At 64.2% G+C, this 16,645-nt stretch carries 16 protein-coding genes; 5 read left to right on the forward strand and 11 right to left on the reverse strand.

Annotation, left to right across the window (positions count from 1 at the left end; genetic code table 11):
* Positions 1-71: 71 nt before the first annotated feature.
* Both Q0L57_RS23770 and Q0L57_RS23775 read left to right on the forward strand, forming a co-directional pair.
* A complete protein-coding gene (locus Q0L57_RS23770; protein WP_296745499.1) occupies positions 72-1,499 on the forward strand; it encodes a gamma-aminobutyraldehyde dehydrogenase in 1,428 nt (475 codons plus the stop codon).
* A gap of 43 nt (positions 1,500-1,542) precedes the next feature.
* Positions 1,543-2,028: an ester cyclase gene (locus tag Q0L57_RS23775; protein ID WP_296745500.1), complete on the forward strand. Its 486-nt coding sequence runs from the start codon at positions 1,543-1,545 to the stop codon at positions 2,026-2,028.
* Between the two features lie 184 nt (positions 2,029-2,212).
* On the opposite strand, the gene Q0L57_RS23780 is transcribed toward Q0L57_RS23775, so the two are convergent.
* The 10 genes from Q0L57_RS23780 to Q0L57_RS23825 all read right to left on the reverse strand — a co-directional run bounded on the left by Q0L57_RS23780 (position 2,213) and on the right by Q0L57_RS23825 (position 12,438).
* A complete protein-coding gene (locus Q0L57_RS23780; protein WP_296745501.1) occupies positions 2,213-2,527 on the reverse strand; it encodes a hypothetical protein in 315 nt (104 codons plus the stop codon).
* 28 nt (positions 2,528-2,555) lie between these two features.
* On the reverse strand, positions 2,556-2,918 hold the full coding sequence (locus tag Q0L57_RS23785) for a nuclear transport factor 2 family protein (RefSeq protein ID WP_296745502.1): 363 nt from the start codon (positions 2,916-2,918) through the stop codon (positions 2,556-2,558).
* Between the two features lie 83 nt (positions 2,919-3,001).
* Positions 3,002-3,475 (reverse strand): carboxymuconolactone decarboxylase family protein, encoded by a 474-nt coding sequence (locus tag Q0L57_RS23790; protein ID WP_296745503.1) that lies wholly within the window; start codon positions 3,473-3,475, stop codon positions 3,002-3,004.
* Between the two features lie 108 nt (positions 3,476-3,583).
* A complete protein-coding gene (locus tag Q0L57_RS23795; RefSeq protein ID WP_296745505.1) occupies positions 3,584-5,137 on the reverse strand; it encodes an alpha/beta fold hydrolase in 1,554 nt (517 codons plus the stop codon).
* Positions 5,138-5,252: 115 nt separating this feature from the next.
* On the reverse strand, positions 5,253-5,567 hold the full coding sequence (locus tag Q0L57_RS23800) for a formate dehydrogenase subunit delta (RefSeq protein WP_296745506.1): 315 nt from the start codon (positions 5,565-5,567) through the stop codon (positions 5,253-5,255).
* The gene (gene fdhD, locus Q0L57_RS23805; protein ID WP_296745507.1) at positions 5,557-6,387 is read right to left on the reverse strand and encodes a formate dehydrogenase accessory sulfurtransferase FdhD; all 831 of its coding nucleotides are present in this window, start codon (positions 6,385-6,387) and stop codon (positions 5,557-5,559) included. The genes Q0L57_RS23800 and fdhD overlap by 11 nt, the downstream gene beginning before the upstream one ends.
* Before the next feature lie 2 nt (positions 6,388-6,389).
* A complete protein-coding gene (fdhF, locus tag Q0L57_RS23810) occupies positions 6,390-9,302 on the reverse strand; it encodes a formate dehydrogenase subunit alpha (RefSeq protein WP_296745509.1) in 2,913 nt (970 codons plus the stop codon).
* Between the two features lie 10 nt (positions 9,303-9,312).
* Entirely contained in the window at positions 9,313-10,869 is a 1,557-nt protein-coding gene (locus Q0L57_RS23815; RefSeq protein ID WP_296745510.1) for an NADH-quinone oxidoreductase subunit NuoF, read from the reverse strand.
* On the reverse strand, positions 10,866-11,345 hold the full coding sequence (locus Q0L57_RS23820) for a formate dehydrogenase subunit gamma (protein WP_296745511.1): 480 nt from the start codon (positions 11,343-11,345) through the stop codon (positions 10,866-10,868). The genes Q0L57_RS23815 and Q0L57_RS23820 overlap by 4 nt, the downstream gene beginning before the upstream one ends.
* 193 nt (positions 11,346-11,538) lie before the next feature.
* On the reverse strand, positions 11,539-12,438 hold the full coding sequence (locus Q0L57_RS23825; RefSeq protein WP_296745512.1) for a LysR family transcriptional regulator: 900 nt from the start codon (positions 12,436-12,438) through the stop codon (positions 11,539-11,541).
* Positions 12,439-12,551: 113 nt separating this feature from the next.
* Between Q0L57_RS23825 and Q0L57_RS23830 the strand changes: the two genes are divergently transcribed.
* Complete coding sequence (locus tag Q0L57_RS23830) at positions 12,552-13,706, forward strand: Mrp/NBP35 family ATP-binding protein (protein WP_296745513.1); 1,155 nt, start codon at positions 12,552-12,554, stop codon at positions 13,704-13,706.
* Between the two features lie 28 nt (positions 13,707-13,734).
* Here the strand turns inward: Q0L57_RS23830 and Q0L57_RS23835 are convergent, their stop codons facing one another.
* Positions 13,735-14,187 (reverse strand): carbon monoxide dehydrogenase subunit G, encoded by a 453-nt coding sequence (locus tag Q0L57_RS23835; RefSeq protein WP_296745514.1) that lies wholly within the window; start codon positions 14,185-14,187, stop codon positions 13,735-13,737.
* A gap of 150 nt (positions 14,188-14,337) precedes the next feature.
* On the opposite strand from Q0L57_RS23835, the gene Q0L57_RS23840 reads away from it, so the two are divergent.
* Together Q0L57_RS23840 and Q0L57_RS23845 are read left to right on the forward strand one after the other, a co-directional pair.
* Entirely contained in the window at positions 14,338-16,143 is a 1,806-nt protein-coding gene (locus Q0L57_RS23840; protein ID WP_296745517.1) for an IlvD/Edd family dehydratase, read from the forward strand.
* Between the two features lie 129 nt (positions 16,144-16,272).
* Positions 16,273-16,645, forward strand: a 373-nt coding sequence (locus Q0L57_RS23845; RefSeq protein WP_296745516.1) for a hypothetical protein, incomplete at its 3' end; no start/stop codon positions are given.

The raw sequence follows: 16,645 nt of genomic DNA on the forward strand, positions 1-16,645 counted from the left end.
TACCTGACCCGCGACGGCGACCAGATCGCCGGTTCGGGCAAATAACCGGATTGATTTAGGGAGCGACATCCATGGACACCCAGATGCTGATCGGCTCGAAATTCGAGAAGGGCACCGAAACGGAGGAGCCGATCCTCAATCCGAAGACCGGGGCGACCATCCTCAACCTTCCGGAGGCGAGCCCCGCGCAGATCGAGGCCGCGGTGGCGGCTGCCGAAAAGGCGTTCGTCAGTTGGTCGCGAACCACGCCGGCGCAGCGCTCGGGCTACCTGCTCAAGATTGCCGACCGCATCGAGGCCGAGGCGAAGGAGTTCGCCGCGCTCGAGGCGCTGAACTGCGGCAAGCCGATCAATGCCGTGCTCAACGACGAGATCCCGGCGATCGTTGACTGCTATCGCTTCTTCGCCGGTGCGGTGCGCTCGATGCCTGGACAGGTCGCGGGCGAATACCTGCCCGGTCACACCTCGATGGTGCGGCGCGACCCGATCGGCGTCGTCGCCTCGATAGCGCCGTGGAACTACCCGCTGATGATGATGGCCTGGAAGCTGGCGCCGGCCATCGCTGGTGGCAACACCGTCGTTTTCAAGCCATCCGAGCAGACGCCGCTGACGGCGTTGAAGCTGGCGAGAATCCTCGCCGAGATCTTGCCGGAGGGCGTCGTCAACGTCGTGCTCGGCCGCGGTGACAGCGTCGGCAACACGCTGATCAACCATCCCAAGGTCAATATGATCTCGATCACCGGCGACGTCGCCACCGGCAAGAAGGTGCTGCAGGCGGCCGCGAAATCGGTCAAGCGCACGCACCTGGAGCTTGGCGGCAAGGCGCCGGTCATCGTCTTCGACGACGCCGATCTCGGCGCCGTCGTCGCTGGCCTGCGCGCCTTCGGCTACTATAATGCCGGCCAGGACTGCACCGCCGCCTGCCGGATCTATGCCGGCAAGAAGATCTACGACAAGCTCGTCGCCGACCTTTCCTCGGCGGTCTCGACCATCAAGTACAATCTTGCCGACGACACCGAAAACGAGATCGGGCCGCTGATCTCGCGCCGCCAGCGCGACCGTGTCTCGAGCTTCGTCGAGCGCGCCACCGAGTTGAAGCACATCGAGATCACCACCGGCGGCAAGCCGGGTGAGGGCTCAGGTTTCTACTACCAGCCGACGGTCGTCGCCGGCGCGCTGCAGGAAGATGAGATCGTGCGCCGCGAGGTGTTCGGCCCTGTCGTCTCCATCACCCGCTTCTCCGAGGTCGACGAAGCGGTGAACTGGGCCAACGACAGCGACTACGGCCTTGCCTCCTCGGTGTGGACGAAGGATGTCTCGCGCGCCATGGCGACGGCCGCCCGCCTGCAATATGGCTGCACCTGGATCAACACCCATTTCATGCTCACCAACGAGATGCCACATGGCGGCCTCAAGCAGTCCGGCTACGGCAAGGACATGTCGCTCTATGCGCTGGAAGACTACACCGCCGTCCGCCATGTGATGGTGGCGCACGGGTAGGACAGGAAGGAAGGCAAGCATTCAACCAAGAGGGAGGAAGACAATGCAGCGCCGACAGTTTCTGACATCCGCAGCCATCGCCGCCACGTTTCTTGCCGTGGCGCCGTCCTTGGCCGCCGATACCGCGCAGTCTGTGGTCGAAGCCTATGTGGCGGCCTGGAACGCGCATGACTCGACTAGGGCCGCCGGCTACTTCGCCGACGACGTCACATATTACGACGCTTCCGTCGGCAAGCCGGTCACCGGCAAGGACGCGGCCAAGACCGGCGTCATCGACAACTTCCTGAAGGCCGTACCCGACGCGGTTTGGGCGATGAAGGGCAAGCCCGTCGTCGACGGCGACCGCGTCTCGTTCGAATGGGAATTTTCGGGCACCAACACCGGCGCCTGGGGCGACGGCACGGCCGCGACCGGCAAGAAATTCGCCTTCACCGGAGCCTCGATGTTCTCGATCAAGGACGGCAAGATCGCCACCCAGAGCGACTATTACGACGCTCTGGGGTTCTACAAACAACTCGGCCTGATGTAGGCCGCAACTAACTCTCTTCTCCCCTTGTGGGAGAAGGTGGATTGTCGCGAAGCGACAAGACGGATGAGGGGTGCTCCAGCTTGGCGCCAACTCACCCCTCACCCGGATTGCCAGCCGATTTGTGAAGAACAAATCGGGGCAATCCGACCTCTCCCACTGTGGGAGAGGTAGGCCCCGCAGGCCACTACTCCACAACTCGGAAGATCTGCCAAAAGCTGGTGCCCGACACCACGTACGGCTCCATCTCCTTGCCCCATTTTGCGTGCGCGTCGAGCTTACCGATCTTGGCGAAGAACTCTTCCAGTTGAGCCAGCGTCTCGACCTGCATGTGCGACTCGACCGTCGCCTCTCGTGCGCCGATCGATCCGGTCATGATCTGGAATTTGAAGTTGGCAAGGCCAACCTGCGCGCCGATATCGCGTTCCCATTGTCTCATCATGTCGAGCACGGTCTGCTTGTGCCCGAACTTGGCGTCGATCTGCCATCTGGCGCTGAACATTTCTTTCTCCTCCACGATTGCGCTCGGTTTATTCGTCCCAGGCCTGCACGACGGTCTGCCGCGCGATGCGGCCGTTCTTCAGCTCCAGCATCGCCGCGCAGAACACTCTTGTGCCGTCCGGGTAGGCGCAGGCCTGGGTGAAGGCGAGGCTGTCGCCCTCGGCGATCGTCGTGTCGACCTTGTGGGTCATCGCCCGGCTGCAGATGTCGTCCCAGAAGGTGCTGATCGCCGCGCGGCCGCGGATTTCGCGCGGCTTGCTCGGCGGATTGTTGCGGTCGATCACCCGCACCAGCGCATCGTCGGCGTAGAAGCTCGACAGCAACTTGCCGTCACGGCCCTCGATCGCCTTCCTGATCGCCGCACCGTCCACTGCTTGTGTCTTGGTCAACATGTCATCCTCCATGTGCCCGTCTTCCCGATCGGGCGGTTGATGGGTGAAGTGCTGCCCGGCGCTCATCGCCGGACAGGATCATGTCACTGCGACTTGGCCTTGACGGCCTCGAACACCTGGTCGGTCTGTTTCTTGAAGGTCGCCAGGTCGACCTGGCTGCCATTGAGCATCGTCGACCAATGGCGCACGATCGCCGCCATCGTTATCGCTTCCTTGATCTCCTCGTCGGTCGCGCCGTTGAGCTTGGCGGCTTGGGTGTGGAAGTAGATGCAGTACTGGCAGGGGATCTGCGAGGCCACCGCAAGGCCCATCAGTTCCTTGGTCTTGCCGTCGAGCGCGGTCTTCGGGTTGAGCTGCACCGACTTGATTTCCGCCCAGGCGCCGGCGACGGCGACGTCCGGCAAGGTCTTGAACATGTCTGGCACCGAGCCAAGCGTGGCCTGGATGTCCTTGTAGGTGGCGGTGGCCGAAGCATCTTCGGCCCGTGCCGGAGCGACGGCCAGCAACGCGCCGGCCGCAATCGCGAGCAATACGGTCTTGCCATCCAGTCTCAGCATTTCATCCTCCGTTCGCAGCGCCTTCGCGGCGACATTGCCTGGCCTGCATGGGAAGGATTCGTACCGCTTAACGCGCCTCCGCCGCTTCGCCCAAAAGCGCCATGGCTCTTATGGCCCGTCCGGGCCAGCATGCCTTGCCGAAAAGGCCGCCGCCGCCGCTCGCGACGGCAGATCGAGCTTCAGCAATATGTTGGCGACGTGGCGCTTAACCGTATGCTCGCTGAGGCTGAGCTCGGCCGCGATAGCGGCATTGCTCTTGCCGTCGGCAATCAGGTTCACCACCTCGCTTTCCCGCGCCGTCAATGTGGCTGGCTCCGCCGGCTTGGCCTTTGGCCGGCAGGCCGGCTCCAGATGCTGCTCCGACGTCGCCTGGACCACCGGCAGCGGCTCGTCCATCTCGTCGAGATCGATGCGACCGGCATCGACGAAATGCAGGCCCGAACCCACGGCGAGATCAGCAACCAGGCGGGAGGCGAGGATATCGCCTCGTCCAGCGTGGGCCGCGAGCTGCATGGTCACGCGTGCCGTCAAGCCCACCGGCTGGCCGCGCAATTCGATCTCGCCGACATGCGTTCCCTGCGCGCTAGCCACGCCGATCTGCTGGGCTGCCTCGCGCAGCGCGGCCGCGCAGCGTATGGCGCGCGCCGGTCCGTCGAAGCGCGAAACCATCAACTCGCCATGCACCCCGGCGACACGCCCGCCATAGCGGCTGACCAGCGTCCGCCAGCTTTCCTGGAAACGCTGGCTGCGCTCTATCCACATGCGGTCGCCAAGTTTCGCCGTGTCGTAGATGCGTGTCACCAACAGGGCTGCGAGCACGCGCTCGACATCGGCGATCGCCGGCTCGCCGGTCAGGAATTCCTCGATCAGATCGGCTACGCGATCGACATCGCCGGTCCAGATCGGATGGTCCCGTCCGGGGATCTCCACCAACTGGGCGCCAGGGATATTCCTGGCCAGGTATCGGCTGGCATCGGGATCGACGCGGGCGTCGCTGCGGCGATGGATCAGCAGTGTCGGCACGCTGATCGTTGCGAGGATTCCGCGCACATCTACGCCGGCATTCATGCGCGCAAGGGCTACTGCTGCCGTCGGACTGGCCGACAGCCGCTCGAACCGCGCCCACCACTGGGCAAAATGTGTGTCTTCCACCCGGCCTGGCGCGAAATTGGGCAAAGTGGCGCCGGTTCCCCACGACGTTTCCGCCGTCTCGGTGAAGGCTTCCAATTTGTCCGGCGGCATCACCCATTTGTGGAAATGCGCATAGCCGCCATAGAGCACCAGCGCGCGCGTACGCTGCGGATAGGTGGCGGCAAACAGCATCGCCATCGGCGAGCCTTCCGAGGCGCCAAGGATCGCCGCGCGGCCGCTGCCGGCAGCGTCCATCACGGCGCGCACGTCGTCCATACGGGTCTCCAGGCTGGGCAACTCGCGGGGATCGACGCGGTCGGAAAGGCCGGTGCCGCGCTTGTCGAACAGGATCAGGCGCGAGAAGGCCGAAAGCCGTTTCAGCAGGCGGCTGTAGCCTTCGTCTTCCCAATGCAGGTCGAGATTGGAGATGAAGCCCGGCACGAAGACCAGATCGAACGCACCTTGGCCGACCACCTGATAGGCGATCCGCACTTCGCCGCTGCGCGCGTATCGGGTCTCGATCGGCCTCACGCAATGTTCCGCCCGGCCAGACAATTTCCGCCGCAGCATAGCAGAACGCCGCCGTTACCGGCAGAAGAACTTTAGCGAATGTAGATGTAACGCCTTTATATCGCCGGTCGTCGCGTCACTTCTGCGTAGATGCGCCCTCGGCTTCCGCGGGCCGCACATATCCTAGGCTCTTGTCGGCCTGTTCGGACGTCTGGGGCCGCCTTATCTTGGCCGAAGCGGCGATCACGAGCTCGTCGAGATCCTCGGAGTCACCGTCCAGCAATTCGAAGAACTGTCGCCGCATCCGAGGCTCCCAGAACTTGTTGATGTGGTCGGCAACCCCGGCAATGCCTTCCTCGCGCGGCTTCGAATGGAAGAAGGTGGCGATCTGGTTGGCCATGCGCACCAATTTTTCCGCGGTGCTGGCGATATGGTCTTCGTCATGCGACATGCTTGGCAACTCCGGAAGCCACCCGTTCGGGGTGGGTGAAAACATCGAACTCATCGCCGCGCACCAGCGCCACCAGCGTCATGCCGGCGGCCTCGGCCGTGCGGATGGCAAGCGCCGTCGGCGCGGAAACGGCCATGATGATCGCGGCGCCGATCGCGGCTGTCTTCTGCACCATCTCGACGGAGACGCGCGAGGTGACCACGACGGCGCCGGTCGAGCCGGCGATGCCGGCCTTCGCCAGTGCGCCGGCGAGCTTGTCCAGGGCATTGTGGCGGCCGACATCCTCGCGCGCCATGACGATGCCCTTGCCGGGGACATAGAAGCCAGCGGCGTGCACTGCGCCGGTCTCGGTGTGCAGCGGCTGAACCTTAGACAGGAGTCGGACGGCACTTGTGATGTCTTCCGTCTGAAGTGTAAGTCGAGACGCACCAACCGCATCGACCGAGCGCATCGCTTCCTCGATGGATTCGATGCCGCAGAGCCCGCAACCGACCGGCCCGGCGAGTCTGCGCCGCCGCGCCTGGAAGCGCGTGTTCGCCTTGTCCTTCAGCCGGATCTGGATATCGATGCCGGCGCCGTGATCCTCGACCTCGATCGCCTCGATCTCTCCCGGATCGGCAACGATGCCCTCTGTCAGGGAGAAGCCGAGCGCGAAATCCTCGAAGTCGGCGGGGCTTGCCATCATCACCGCATGCGTGGTGCCGGCAAAGGAGAACGCCACTGGCGTCTCTTCCGGCACCATGCGGTTCGCGGCGGCGGTGCCGCTGGCGCGATGCGCCAGTCGCGAGATTTGCGTCGTCGCTTTGCGGCGCGCGGCCAAGTTTACTCCGCCGCCTGCAGCGGTGCGATGCGCCGGCTCTGCTGCGCCTGCTCGTTGTAGTCCTTCTGCCAGTCGGTCGGGCCATTGGACGGCGCCACCTGCACGGCGGTGACCTTGTATTCCGGACAGTTGGTCGCCCAGTCCGAGAAGTCGGTGGTGATCACGTTGGCCTGCGTGTCCGGATGGTGGAAGGTCGTGTAGACGACTCCCGGCGAGACACGGTCGGTGATCAGCGAGCGCAGCGTGGTCTCGCCCGAGCGGCTTGCCAGCCGCACCCAGTCGCCGTCGCGGATGCCGCGGACTTCGGCGTCGTGCGGATGGATTTCAAGCAGGTCCTCGGCATGCCACATCACATTCTCGGTGCGCCTGGTCTGCGCGCCGACATTGTATTGCGACAGGATACGGCCGGTGGTGAGCAGCAGCGGGTAACGCGGACCCGTCCGCTCGTCCGTAGCGACATATTCGGTGCGGATGAACTTGCCCTTGCCGCGCACGAAGCCGTCGACATGCATGATCGGCGTGCCGAGCGGCGCCTTGTCGTTGCAGGGCCACTGCACCGAGCCGACGCGGTCGAGCAACTCGAACGAGACGTTGGCGAAGCTCGGTGTCGTCTTGGCGATCTCGTCCATGATCTGCGAGGGATGCGTGTAATTCCAGTCGAGGCCCATGGCGCGCGCAAGCTCCTGTGTCGCCTCCCAGTCGGCGTAACGCGCCTTCGGCTCGATCACCTTGCGCACCATGTTGATGCGGCGCTCGGCATTGGTGAAGGTGCCGTCCTTCTCGAGGAAGGTCGAACCCGGCAGGAAGACATGCGCGTAGTTGGCCGTCTCGTTGAGGAAGAGGTCGTGCACGACCACGCATTCCATCGCGGCGAGGCCGCCGGCGACATGCTTGGTGTCCGGGTCGGACTGCAGGATGTCCTCGCCCTGGATGTAGATGCCCTTGAACGAGCCGTCGACGGCGGCGTCCAGCATGTTGGGAATGCGCAGGCCCGGCTCGTCGTCGAGCTTCACGCCCCACAGGCTTTCGTAGATGTCGCGCACCGCTTCGCCGGAGATGTGGCGGTAGCCCGGCAATTCATGCGGGAACGAGCCCATGTCGCACGAGCCCTGCACATTGTTCTGGCCGCGCAACGGGTTCACGCCGACGCCTTGGCGGCCGATATTGCCGGTGGCCATAGCCAGGTTGGCGATCGCGATGACCGTGGTCGAGCCCTGGCTGTGCTCGGTCACGCCGAGGCCGTAATAGATCGCGCCGTTGCCGCCCTTGGCGTAGAGCCGGGCGGCGCCGCGGATCAGTTCAGGATCGACGCCGGACAGCTTGCCGACGGTCTCAGGGCTGTTCTCCGGCAGGGCGACGAAGGACGCCCAGTCCTGGAACTCGGCCCAGTCGCAGCGCTCGCGCACGAAGGCTTCATTGTAGAGGCCCTCGGTGACGATGACATGCGCCAGTGCAGTCAGCACGGCGACGTTGGTGCCGGGCTTCAGCGGCAGGTGGTAGTCCGCTGCGATATGCGCCGACTTCACCATTTCGGTGCGGCGCGGGTCGATCACGATCAGCTTGGCGCCTTGGCGCAGCCGCTTCTTCAGCCGCGAGGCGAACACCGGATGGGCGGAAGCCGGATTGGCACCGATGATGACGGCGACGTCGGTGAACTCGACCGAATCGAAATCCTGCGTGCCAGCCGACGTGCCGTAGGTCTGGCCGAGGCCGTAGCCGGTCGGAGAATGGCAGACGCGGGCGCAGGTGTCGACGTTGTTGTTGCGGAAGCCCTGACGCACCAGCTTCTGGACGAGATAGGTCTCCTCATTCGTGCAGCGCGAGGACGTGATGCCGCCGATGGAGCTGCGTCCATACTGATACTGGATGCGACGGAATTCCTTGGCGGTGTGGGCGATCGCCTCTTCCCAGGTCACTTCGCGCCACGGATCGGAGATCTTCTCACGGATCATCGGCGACAGGATGCGATCCTTGTGTGTGGCGTAGCCGTAAGCAAAGCGGCCCTTCACGCAGGAATGGCCGTGGTTGGCCTTGCCGTCCTTGTACGGCATCATGCGGATGACTTCGTCGTTCTTGACCTCGGCCTTGAAGGAGCAGCCGACGCCGCAATAGGCGCAGGTCGTCACGGCCGAACGCTCCGGCATGCCCTTTTCGAGCACGGTCTTCTCGCGCAGCGCATCGGTCGGGCAGGCCTGCACGCAGGCGCCGCAGGACACGCATTCCGAAGCGATGAAATCCTCATGCATGCCGGCGACCATGCGCGATTCGAAGCCGCGGCCCTCGATGGTCAGCGCGAAGGTGCCTTGCACCTCTTCGCAGGCGCGCACGCAGCGCGAGCAAACGATGCACTGCGCCGGATCATAGGTGAAATAGGGATTGGATTCGTCACGGGCGATGTAGTCGACCGCCAGCGAGCCGTGGCCGGGCGCCACGCCGTTTTCTTCCTTGACGTGGTTGCGGCCCTCGACGCCGTAACGGTTTTCCGAGAGACCAACCGACTTCGCCACAGCGTCGAACTCGCTGGCGCCGGTGCCGGCTTTCTCGTTCCAGCCGGTCGGATGGTCGGAGACGTAAAGTTCCATCACGCCGCGGCGGATGGCGTCCAGCCGGTCGGATTGTGTGCGTACGATCATGCCTTCGCCGACCGGTGTCGTGCAGGAGGCCGGCGTGCCGCCACGACCTTCGATCTCGACCAGGCAGACGCGGCAGGAGCCGAAGGAATCCAGCATGTCGGTGGCGCAGAGCTTCGGGATCTCCACCCCGCCCTCCATCGCCGCACGCATGATCGAGGTGCCCTCCGGCACGGTGATGCTCTGCCCGTCGACGGTGAGCGTGACCTGCTTGGTCGCTCTCGACTCCGGAGTTCCGAAGTCGATCTCTTCGATGAGCGTCGGGAAGTCGGCCTTGATGTTCATCTGCCAGCTCCTATTCAGCAGCCACGCGCGCCGGCGCGGGCTTGAAATCCTCGGGGAAATGCGTGATCGAGCTCATCACCGGGTAGGGCGTGAAGCCGCCCAGCGCGCAAAGCGATCCGAACTTCATCGTGTTGCAGAGGTCGGTGACCAAAGCGAGGTTCTTTTCGGTCTCGATCCCGGAAGCGACCTTGTCCAGGACCTCCATGCCGCGCGTCGAGCCGATGCGGCAGGGCGTGCACTTGCCGCAGCTTTCGATGGCGCAGAATTCCATGGCAAAGCGTGCCTGCTTCAACATGTCGGCGGTATCGTCGAACACCGTGATACCGGCATGACCGATCAGCCCGTCACGCTTGGCGAATTCTTCGTAGTCGAAGGGCGTGTCGAACAGCGCGCGCGGGAAATAGGCGCCCAGCGGCCCGCCGACCTGCACGGCCTTGACCGGCCGACCCGTGGCCGTGCCGCCGCCGATATCGTCGACGATCTCGCCCAGCGTAAGGCCGAACGCCGTTTCGAACAGGCCGCCATTCTTGACATTGCCGGCGATCTGGATCGGGATCGTGCCGCGTGAGCGGCCCAGCCCGAAATCCTTGTAGTAGACGGCGCCCTTGTCCATGATGATAGGCACAGAGGCCAGCGAGATGACGTTGTTGATCACCGTCGGCTTGCCGAAAAGACCCTGAATCGCCGGCAGCGGCGGCTTGGCGCGCACCACGCCGCGCTTGCCCTCCAGGCTGTTGAGCAGCGAGGTTTCCTCGCCGCAGACATAGGCGCCGGCGCCGACGCGGATCTCCATGTCGAAGGCGTTGGGCGAGCCCAGCACATTGAGACCGAGCACGCCGGCCTTGCGGGCAATCGCGACCGCCTTGTTCATCGTCGCCACCGCGTGCGGATATTCCGAGCGGATATAGACGAAGCCCTTGGTCGCGCCGGTGGCGATGCCGGCGATCGCCATACCCTCGATCAGCACGAAGGGGTCGCCCTCCATGATCATTCGGTCGGCGAAAGTGGCGCTGTCGCCCTCGTCGGCATTGCAGACGATGTATTTTTGCTCGGCGGTCGTGTCGAGCACCGTCTTCCATTTGATGCCGGTCGGGAAACCGGCGCCGCCGCGGCCGCGCAGGCCGGATTCGGTCACCTGCTTGACGATGTCGGCCGGCGTCATGGCGACCGCGTTCTGCAGCCCCTTGAGCCCGCCCAGCGACTTGTAGGCTTCGAGCGACAGAGGATCGTTGATGCCGCAACGCGCGAAGGTCAGGCGGATCTGCTTGGCGAAGAACGGGATCTTGTCCGGTGCGCCGAGCCAGCGCTTGTGATGGCCGCCGGTGAGGAAGCCGCTGTCGAACATGCTCTTCACGTCCGAGGGCTTCACTGGCCCGTAGGCGACGCGCCCGTTGGCGGTCGCAACCTCGACCATCGGCTCCAGGAAATAGGCGCCGCGCGAGCCGTTGCGTACGATCTTGGCCTCGACGCCGCGCTCCTTGAGCTCCTTTTCGATCGCCCTGGCGACTTTTCCGGCGCCGAGCGCCAGCGCGCCGGAGTCGGCGGGAATGTAGATGCGCGGGATCATGAACGCACCTCCGCGACGATCTCTTCGATCTTTTCGTCGTCGAGTCTTCCGATCACTTCACCATCCAGCATCGCCGATGGCGAGCAGGCGCAAAGCCCGAGGCAGTAAACCGGCTCCAGCGTAACCGATCCGTCGCGCGCGGTTTCGTGGAAATCGATGCCGAGCAACTGCTTGATCCTGGCCGCGACTGCGTCCGAGCCCATCGACTGGCAGGCTTCCGCCTGGCAGAGCTTCAGCACATGCCGGCCGGCCGGGCGGGCGCGGAAATCATGATAGAAGGTGACGACGCCATGCACTTCGGCCCGTGAAAGGTTCAGCCCGTCGGCAATGACCGGGAGCGCGGCATGCGGCACATGCCCGAACTCTTCCTGGAGCTCGTGCAGGATCGGCAGCAACGGGCCCTCGAGGCTTTTCAACTCCTCGATGATCGCCGCTGTACGCGACGCTATCTCGGTACTTGCAGGCTGCATCGTCATGCAGCGCCCTCCCTGGTCGTGGCGACCCTGTATATGCCAACCCCAATGAAGAGCGGTTTTGGGGCAACGACATATCCAGGGCGCAATATCGCTAAGTCCTTACGAAACCAGAGGAAACCCCTGAGATCAATAAAGCTGTCCCGTTGCTTGATAGAAGATTTCTATCAAACGCGATCGGTCCGCATGATCTAGCCTAGCGATGGGCGCGGAAATCGTCTGCCAGCGCCATCGCCTCGTCCAGCAGCGCCTGCACCAGCGGCGTGTGCGGCTCGCGCGGCGCCGCCACCAGCCCGACCGTGTGGCTGGCATCCGGATCAACGATCGGGATGGCCCGGATCGGCTCGGAAAAGCCGAATGTTTCCGCAAGGTTGAGCGGCATGATCGACGACCATTTGCCGGTCCGGATATGCGAGAACAAGACGATCATCGAGTTAGACTCCAGCGTTGGCCGCACCTCGACGCCGGCTTCCGCCAGATGCTGGTCGATGATGCGCCGGTTCTGCATGTCCGGTGTCAAAAGGCAGAGCGGCAGCTGGCTGATCTCCGCCCACGTCACATTGTCGCGGTCGGAGAAGGGATTACCGATCGCGGTGATCAATTGGTAGCGCTCGTCATAGAGCGGCACGCTCGTCACCCGCCCAAGCGGCTCGTTGTCGAGATAGGTGATGCCGGCGTCGACGTCGAGATTACCGAGCAGCGTCAGCACTTCGATCGATGTGCGCGACAAAATCGAAAATGTGACGCCCGGATGCTTCTCGCGAAAAGGCGTCGTCAGTCGTGCCACCATGGCCAGGGCGGTCGGGATCGCGGCTATGCGGATGCGCCCCGAAAGGCCATGCCGCGCCGCGCGCATCTCCTCGCGCATGGTCCTTGAATCACCGACGATGCGGCGTGCCCATCCGAGCACCTGCAGGCCTTCGGGCGTCAGACCCTGGAAGCGCGAGCCGCGCAGCACCAGCATCACGCCGAGCTGCGCCTCGAGCTGCTTGATGCCAGCTGATAGCGTCGGCTGGGTGACACCGCACACTTCCGCGGCCCGGCCAAAATGCTCTTCCTTGGCCAAGGCGATGAAGAATTCCAGCTTGTCGATCATGCGCCGAAGCTGCCATAGCGGCGGCCGGCTGTCAGCCCGCCAATGAGACGGCTTGGTTCTGCTCGGAAACTGCACTATCTCAGGCGCCAAAGCCTCGAGGAAAGAACCCAGCCATGTCCGTCAGCAAGGAAATCGTCATCGAGCGGCTGAAGACGGTCAATGGACCGGACTTCACCGGCAACATCGTCGACCTAGGCATGGTCTCCGACATCTTCATCGCCGACTCCAAGGTCTTTTTCTCCATCACCGTTCCGGCTGCCCGGGCGCAGGAAATGGAACCGTTGCGCGCCGCCGCCGAGCGCGTCGTCAAGGCCATTCCCGGCGTGGCGAGCGCAATGGTCGCGCTGACGGCGGAGAAGAAGGGCGGCGGCATGGAAGCGCCGGTTCAGCCTCGGCCGGCGCCGCCGGCCGCGCCGCGTCCCGCCCCCCAGGCGCCGGCCTCGCAAAGCCATGGCAAGCGCGGGGTGCCGGGCATCGACGCCATCATCGCGGTCGCTTCAGGCAAGGGCGGCGTCGGCAAGTCGACCACCGCCGTCAACCTGGCACTCGGCCTGGCCGCCAACGGGCTGAAGGTCGGCGTGCTCGATGCCGATATCTATGGGCCATCGATGCCAAGGTTGCTCAACATCCATGGCCGGCCGCAGACCGTCGACGGCAAGGTGCTGAAGCCGATGCAGAATTACGGCCTCAAGGTGATGTCCATGGGCTTCCTCGTCGATGAGGAGACGCCGATGATCTGGCGCGGCCCGATGGTGATGTCGGCGCTGACGCAGATGTTGCGCGAGGTCGAATGGGGCAGCCTCGATGTGCTGGTCGTCGACATGCCGCCCGGCACCGGCGATGCCCAGCTCACCATGGCCCAGCAGGTGCCGCTGGCTGGCGCCGTCATTGTCTCGACGCCGCAGGATCTTGCCCTTATCGACGCGCGCAAGGGCCTCAACATGTTCAAGAAGGTCGACGTGCCGCTGCTCGGCATCGTCGAGAACATGAGCTATTTCCTCGCGCCCGATACCGGCAAGCGCTACGACATCTTCGGCCATGGCGGCGCGCGCCGCGAGGCCGAGCGGCTCGGCGTCACCTTCCTTGGCGAAGTGCCGTTGGAGATGGGCATTCGCGAGAGTTCGGACGCCGGCGCGCCGGTCGTTGCCTCCAAGCCGGAAGGCGCCGAGGCGAAAATTTATCGCGATATCGCAAGCAAGGTCTGGAAGCGAGTCCAGGAGGAACGTGGCGCGGCCGAAGCCGCCGTGCCGAGCATCGTGTTCGAGTGATCCCTCCCCTCGAGGGGAGGGGGAGCGCTCAGCCGTTGCCCACCGTGTTCCCGAATGTCGTGAAGAACTGCCCTGCCAGCTTCTTCGAGGTAGACTCGATCAGCCGGCTGCCGAGCTGGGCGATCTTGCCGCCGACCTCCGCCTTGGCGGCATATTTCAGCACCGTGGTGTCGGCGCCGTCGGGGGTAAGCGTCACATCCGCGCCGCCCTTGGCGAAGCCGGCGATACCGCCCTTGCCTTCGCCCTGGATGGTGTAGGAATGCGGCGGCTTGAGGTTTTTCAAGGTGACCTCGCCGTTGAACGTCGCCTTGATCGGCCCGATCTTCAGCACCACGGTTGCCGCCATCTCGGTGTCCGAAGTCTTTTCGAGAGACTGGCAGCCGGGAATCGCCTCTTTCAGGATTTCCGGATCGTTGAGGGCTTGCCAGACTTTCTCAACGGGTGCGGCAATCCGCTCCTCGCCTTCGATCACCAGAGCCATCAAGACCTCCCCGGTTGCTGATGTCGATTGGTCGTAGCGCGCGGCACGATACAAGTCTATCGCACCAAAGTCCGGGTTCGGATCGCGCCTGCCTCTTGCCTGTATCAGCGCGTTGTCATATCGATTTGTCATACAAATACGGAGACCATGATGGCCGGCGCCCCGACAAGGAAGAAGAAATTTCGCTCGCAGGAGTGGTTCGACAACCCCGACAATCCGGGCATGACGGCGCTCTATCTCGAACGCTACCTGAACTACGGGCTGACGCGCGCAGAGCTGATGTCGGGCAAGCCGCTGATCGGCATCGCGCAGACAGGCTCGGATCTCTCGCCCTGCAACCGGCACCATATCGAGCTCGCCAAGCGCGTGCGCGAAGGCATCGTCTCGATGGGCGGCATACCGTTCGAATTCCCCTGCCATCCGATCCAGGAGACGGGCAAGCGCCCGACCGCCGCGCTCGATCGCAACCTCGCCTATCTCAGCCTCGTCGAGGTGCTCTACGGCTACCCGCTTGACGGCGTGGTGCTGACCATCGGCTGCGACAAGACCACGCCGGCGCTCCTGATGGCGGCGGCCACGGTCAACATCCCTGCGATCGCCCTTTCGGTCGGTCCGATGCTCAATGGCTGGCATAAGGGCAAGCGCACGGGTTCCGGCACCATTGTCTGGGAATCGCGTCAGCGGCTGTCGGCTGGTGAGATCAACTATGACGAGTTCATGGACATCGTCGCCTCCTCGGCGCCGTCGACCGGTTACTGCAACACCATGGGCACCGCCACCACCATGAACTCGCTGGCCGAGGCGCTCGGCATGCAATTGCCGGGCTCTGCCGCCATTCCGGCGCCCTATCGCGAGCGCGGCCAGATCGCCTACGAGACGGGCAAGCGCATCGTCGACATGGTGCACGAGGACCTGAAGCCGTCCGATATCATGACGCGCCAGGCCTTCGAGAACGCCATCGTCGTCAACTCGGCCATCGGCGGCTCGACCAACGCGCCGATCCACCTCAATGCGATCGCGCGCCACCTCGGCGTGCCGCTTGACAATGACGACTGGCAGAAGATCGGCCTCAACGTTCCGCTCCTCGTCAACCTGCAGCCGACGGGCGAGTATCTCGGCGAGGACTATCACCATGCCGGCGGGGTGCCGGCGGTCGTCGCCGAGCTGATGAAGGGCGGTCTTCTGCCGCATCCCAGTGCGATCACCGCCAACGGCAGGAGCATGGGCGACAATTGCAAGGATGCCGTCAACGAGAACCACGACGTCATCCGCAGCGCCGACAAGCCGCTCAAGGCCAATGCTGGCTTCATCAACCTCAAGGGCAATCTGTTCGATTCCGCCATCATGAAGACCAGCGGCATCTCGCCGGAATTCCGCGAGCGCTATCTGTCGAACCCGAACGACCCGGAAGCCTTCGAGGGCAACGCCATGGTCTTCGACGGCCCCGAGGATTATCACGCCCGCATCGACGATCCGGCGCAGGGCATCGACGAGCATACCATCCTGTTCATGCGCGGCGCCGGCCCGATCGGCTACCCGGGCGGCGCCGAGGTGGTCAACATGCAGCCGCCGGCCTACCTCATCAAGAAGGGCATCCATTCGCTGGCCTGCATCGGCGACGGCCGGCAGTCCGGCACGTCCGGTTCGCCATCGATCCTCAATGCCTCGCCGGAAGCCGCCATCGGCGGCGGACTGGCGCTGCTCAAGACCGGCGATCGCGTCCGCATCGACCTGCGCAAGGGCACGGCGAACATGCTGATCAGCGACGAGGAACTGGCGAAGCGCCGCGCCGAGCTCGAGGCCAATGGCGGCTATCATTATCCCAAGCACCAGACGCCGTGGCAGGAGATCCAGCGCGGCATGGTCGACCAGTTCTCGGCCGGCATGGTGCTGAAGCCGGCCGTGAAATATCTCGACGTCGCCCACAAGAGTGGCGTGCCGCGCGACAATCACTGATAGAGGTCAGGTGGAATCCAAAGGGCGGCCTGCGACGAGCAGGCCGCCCTTTCTTATGCCCTTGTTTCGGCCACGCCGAACCTACAGATAAGCCTGATCTAGGCGAGGTCTGAAACGGGGAGACAATCGATGACGAAGCGGCGCTCTTCCCTTGGTTTCCTCGGCATGTTCGGTCGCTCGGGCGACCTGCGCCAGCTGGATGACGCCTTGCGCAAGGCGGACCTGCATCCGGCGCTCGTGCCGGAGGGCGTGAAGCTCACCATCGTCAATCTGATGAAGGACAACTGGCCGGGCGACCCGCCGCCGCAGGCCTATGCGTCGGTGGCGCAGCTCTGCGGCTATTGCGTCGCCGGACCGGAGGTGTTCGAGCTGGCCAATGGCCGGGAGCGGACGCTGGAGGTCGAGCGCCGCATCGAGGCGGCGCTTGAATCCGGCGACAGTTTTGATGCGCAGATCGTGCTGATGACGCTGCACGCCAAGCTGATCAACGCCGAGGTCGTCG

It is taken from the genome of Mesorhizobium sp. (assembly GCF_024509055.1).
In the GTDB taxonomy this organism is placed as follows: domain Bacteria; phylum Pseudomonadota; class Alphaproteobacteria; order Rhizobiales; family Rhizobiaceae; genus Mesorhizobium.